Annotated in this window: 3 protein-coding genes; 1 reads left to right on the top strand and 2 read right to left on the bottom strand. The window is 72.0% G+C overall.

Features of this window, described 5'->3' with window-relative positions; genetic code table 11:
- Positions 1–818: ROK family transcriptional regulator (locus tag O3Q52_RS50470; protein WP_269655141.1), on the bottom strand; the 818-nt coding region annotated here is incomplete at its 3' end.
- 180 nt (positions 819–998) lie between these two features.
- On the opposite strand from O3Q52_RS50470, the gene O3Q52_RS50475 reads away from it, so the two are divergent.
- The gene (locus O3Q52_RS50475; RefSeq protein WP_269655142.1) at positions 999–2,717 is read left to right on the top strand and encodes an ATP-binding cassette domain-containing protein; all 1,719 of its coding nucleotides are present in this window, start codon (positions 999–1,001) and stop codon (positions 2,715–2,717) included.
- A 19-nt stretch (positions 2,718–2,736) separates the two neighbouring features.
- Here the strand turns inward: O3Q52_RS50475 and O3Q52_RS50480 are convergent.
- On the bottom strand, positions 2,737–3,678 hold a 942-nt coding region (locus O3Q52_RS50480), incomplete at its 5' end, for an aminotransferase class V-fold PLP-dependent enzyme (protein WP_269655143.1).

A 3,678-nucleotide genomic window follows, 5' to 3' on the forward strand; every position in this document is an offset into this window, starting at 1 on the left:
ATCGCTGGGTCCGCGGCGATGGCCTCGGCGCACCCGCGGTTTCCGCAGTGGCACGGCGGCCCCGTCGGGTCGATGACCACGTGCCCGATCTCGCCGGCCACCCCGTGCGCGCCCGAGACGACCTTGCCGTGCACGACCAGGCCGCAGCCGATGCCCGCACCGACCGTCACCACCGCGAAGTCGGAGAGGCCGACGCCCGCGCCGAACCACTGCTCGGCGACGGTCAGGGCCCGGACGTCGTTGTCGACGGTGACCGGCAGTCCGGTCGTCATCTCCACGAGTTCGGCGAGGGGAAGGTCGCGCCATTCCAGGAAGGGCGAGAAGCGCACCTCTCCGGCGGCACGGTCCACATCGCCGGAGACGGCTACGCCGAGCCCCTGGACCCGGACGCCGAACCCGTCGGCCTCCGCGAGCAGTTCCTGCGCGAGGGCGGCGACCGAGGCGAGCACGGCCTTCGGTTCGCGGTCGTCCAGGGGCACATGCCGGGCGACGCGGATCCGGCAGCACAGGTCCGTCAGTACGGCGATGATCTCGTCGCCGGTGATCTTGACGCCGATGAACAGGGCCCGTCCGCCGTCCACCCGTACGGGGTTGGCGGGCCGCCCCAGGGACGGGCGTGCCTCGTCTCCCGCGTCCTCCACCAGATACCCGGCCTCGATCAGCGGCCGGACCGCCTTCGTGACGGCGGCCGCCGAAAGGCCGGCCCGGCCGGCCATGTCCGACCGGGTGAGCGGGCCGTGGGACAGCACGGTGGTGAAGATCTGGGCAGCGGCCGGCGTGTGTGCCGGGAACGCCTCCGTACCAGGAGTCGAGCGCATGCCCGGAACCTAGGTCCGTTCTTTTCCGCCGTCAATAAAAGAAGCAAGGATCCTTTGAAGAGGGGGGATTTGACGCTTTGGCCCTACGGATGCACCCCATCACCGGATATCGCACCGGCACTTGCCCGGCATCGCCCCCGCTCGCGCTTGAAGTCCATGGTCTCCTGGCATGCTGCCCCCATGCCGATACCGACAGGGCCCCGACCGCCCGTTGCCACTTCCACCGCTCCGGTCGACGGTCTGCGGATCCGGGCGCGTCGGCTCACCCAGGAGGTGCGCGGAGCGGGGCGCGTGCTCGACGGCGTGTCACTCGATGCCGCGCCCGGGCGGATCGTCGTGATCGCCGGCAGCAGCGGCGCGGGCAAGACGGTACTGCTGGAAACGCTCGCGGGACTGCGGTCGGCCGGCGAAGGTTCCGTACTGCACGGCGGGGCCCAACCGGGCACGCCCGGACCGGAGTTCGGGTTCGTGCCGCAGGAGGACATCCTGCACCGCGACCTCCCGCTGCACCGGACGCTGGTGTATGCGGCAGGTTTGCGCATGCCACCGGGGACGTCCGCCGAGTCGGTCACCGCGGCCGTCGACCGGGTCCTGGAAACGCTCGGACTGGCACACCGGGCCGGTACGCCCGTCCGCGCACTGAGCGGCGGCGAACGCAAACGGGCAAACATCGCCGCCGAGTTGCTCACCAGACCGCGGGCGCTCTTCCTCGACGAACCCACCTCCGGGCTCGATCCGGTCACGGGGGCGGCCCTGTTGCGGACCCTGCGCGCCCTCGCCGAGCGCGGCACCACCATCGTGCTGACCACCCATGTCCTCGCGGACCTCCTCCGCGGCGACGACGTCGTGTTCCTGGCCCCGGGCGGACAGGTCGCGTACACGGGTGAACCGGACGCCCTGTGCCGGGAGTTCGGGGTCGGCACGGTCGAGGAGGTCTACGAAGCGGTCGCCGACGGCGCGCGCATCGACGCCGCGGTGTCCCCTGAAGAGCCCGAGGAGCCCGAGGACGGCGCGGTTCGTCCTGAGCGGCCGGAGGCACGGCCGCGCGTCGGCGCCCTACGCCAGTGGTCGCTGCTCACCCGGCGCGGAACGGCCCTGCTGCTGCACAACCGGCTCTCGGTCGCCGTGCTGGCGGGTTCGCCCGTGATGATCGTGGCGATGTTCGCGGTGCTGTTCCGCGCGGGCGCGTTCGATCCGGCGGACCCGGATCCGGGGTCGACCGCGATGATCATGTTCTGGATCGCGTTCGGCGCGTTCTTCTTCGGGCTGACGTACGGCCTGCTGCAGATCTGCACGGAACTGCCCGTGCTTCGCCGCGAATGGCTGGCCGGGCTGCGGATCGGCCCGTACGTGGCGTCCAAGCTCACCATCATGCTCCCGGTACTGGCGACCGCGGACGCCCTGCTGCTCGCCGTGCTGCGCGCCCTGGACCGGCTGCCTGCCGCGGGCTGGGACACGTACGTCTCGCTGTTCGTGTCGAGCGTGCTGGCCTCGGCGGCCGCGCTCGCCCTCGGGCTGCTCGCCTCCGCCGCCGTCACGGACCCGGGGCAGGCGACGCTGATGCTGCCGCTGCTCTGCTTCCCGCAGGTGCTGTTCTCGGGGGCGTTCGTGCCGGTGCCCAGGATGACGGGGGCCGGAGAGGCGATCAGCTGGGCGATGACCAACCGCTGGGCGTTCGAGGCACTGGGCAGCGGCATCGGCCTGGAGTCCCTTTGGCGTGACGGTGCCTCCCGGCTGGGACCGCCGCTGCTGGATTCGTACGGCGACTCGTTCGACCGTCCCGCGAGCCGGGGCTGGCTCATCCTGGCCGGGTTCGCCCTGCTGTTCCTGGCGGCGACGTGGGCCGTGCTGGTGCGCAAGTGCCGGAACGGGGTGGTGCGCGGACGGGCGGGAAGGTGAGCCGACGCCTGTCCATCGCTCAGCAGCCCGCCCTCGCCTCCAGCCCGGCGGCCCCGGGGACCCGGTCCCGGTAGGTCTCCCGTACGAACGTCAGGAACGTCTCGATGTCCCTGGGCTGTGACGACAGGCCGAGCGAAATCCGGACGGCGCCCGCCGACGGCAGGCGCAGCAGCTCCAAGTACTCCTCCAGGGAGGCGACTTGGCGGCGTGCGGCCGAGCGGAGTCGGCGCGGAGGCAGGGCGAACGCCGCCTCGCCCGCGCCCGGATTGCAGAAGCAGCCGGTGCGCAGCGAGATCCCGCGCCGGGCGCTGTCTCGGGTGACGACCCGTTCGTCTATGACACGGCCGTCGGCACCCAGCAGGTTCAGCGCGACCGTTCCGCCGCGGGCCACGAGGTCGACGGGACCGTACGTCCTGACCATCGGCGAGCCGTCGCTGTGCCGCAACTGGCACAGACCCGCGAGGAGTTGACCGGTCAGCGCGGTGACGTGGGCGTGCACGCGGTCCATGCCGATGTTGTCGATCCACTCCAGTCCGGCCGTCACGTCGGGGACGGACAGGAAGTTGACCGTGCCGTCCTCGAAGGCCGCCTCGTCGTCCGCGAGGACGTGCCACTGCGCCTGCGCGCTGACCGCGTAGATGGTGCCCCCGGAGAACCAGGGGCGTCGCAGCCTCGCGAGCGCGTCCCGGCGGGCGATCAGGCTGCCGACGCCGGTGGGGTGACCGAAGACCTTGTACCAGCTGACGACCGTGAAGTCGGGGTGATACAGGCTCAGGTCGAGAGTGTTGGCGGGTACGTACGCGGCCGCGTCGAGCAGGACGTCGTAGCCGCGTGCCTGGGCCGCCGCGATCCAGGTGAGCGGGTGCTGGACGCCGGTGAAGTTGCTCTGCGCCGGGTAGGCGAGCAGGCCGTGCGGGCGCTCGCCGACGCGGCCCCGCCGCAGGCCCGGGCCGCGTCCGAG

The organism is Streptomyces sp. ActVer, assembly GCF_027270795.1.
GTDB classification, from domain to species: domain Bacteria; phylum Actinomycetota; class Actinomycetes; order Streptomycetales; family Streptomycetaceae; genus Streptomyces; species Streptomyces umbrinus_A.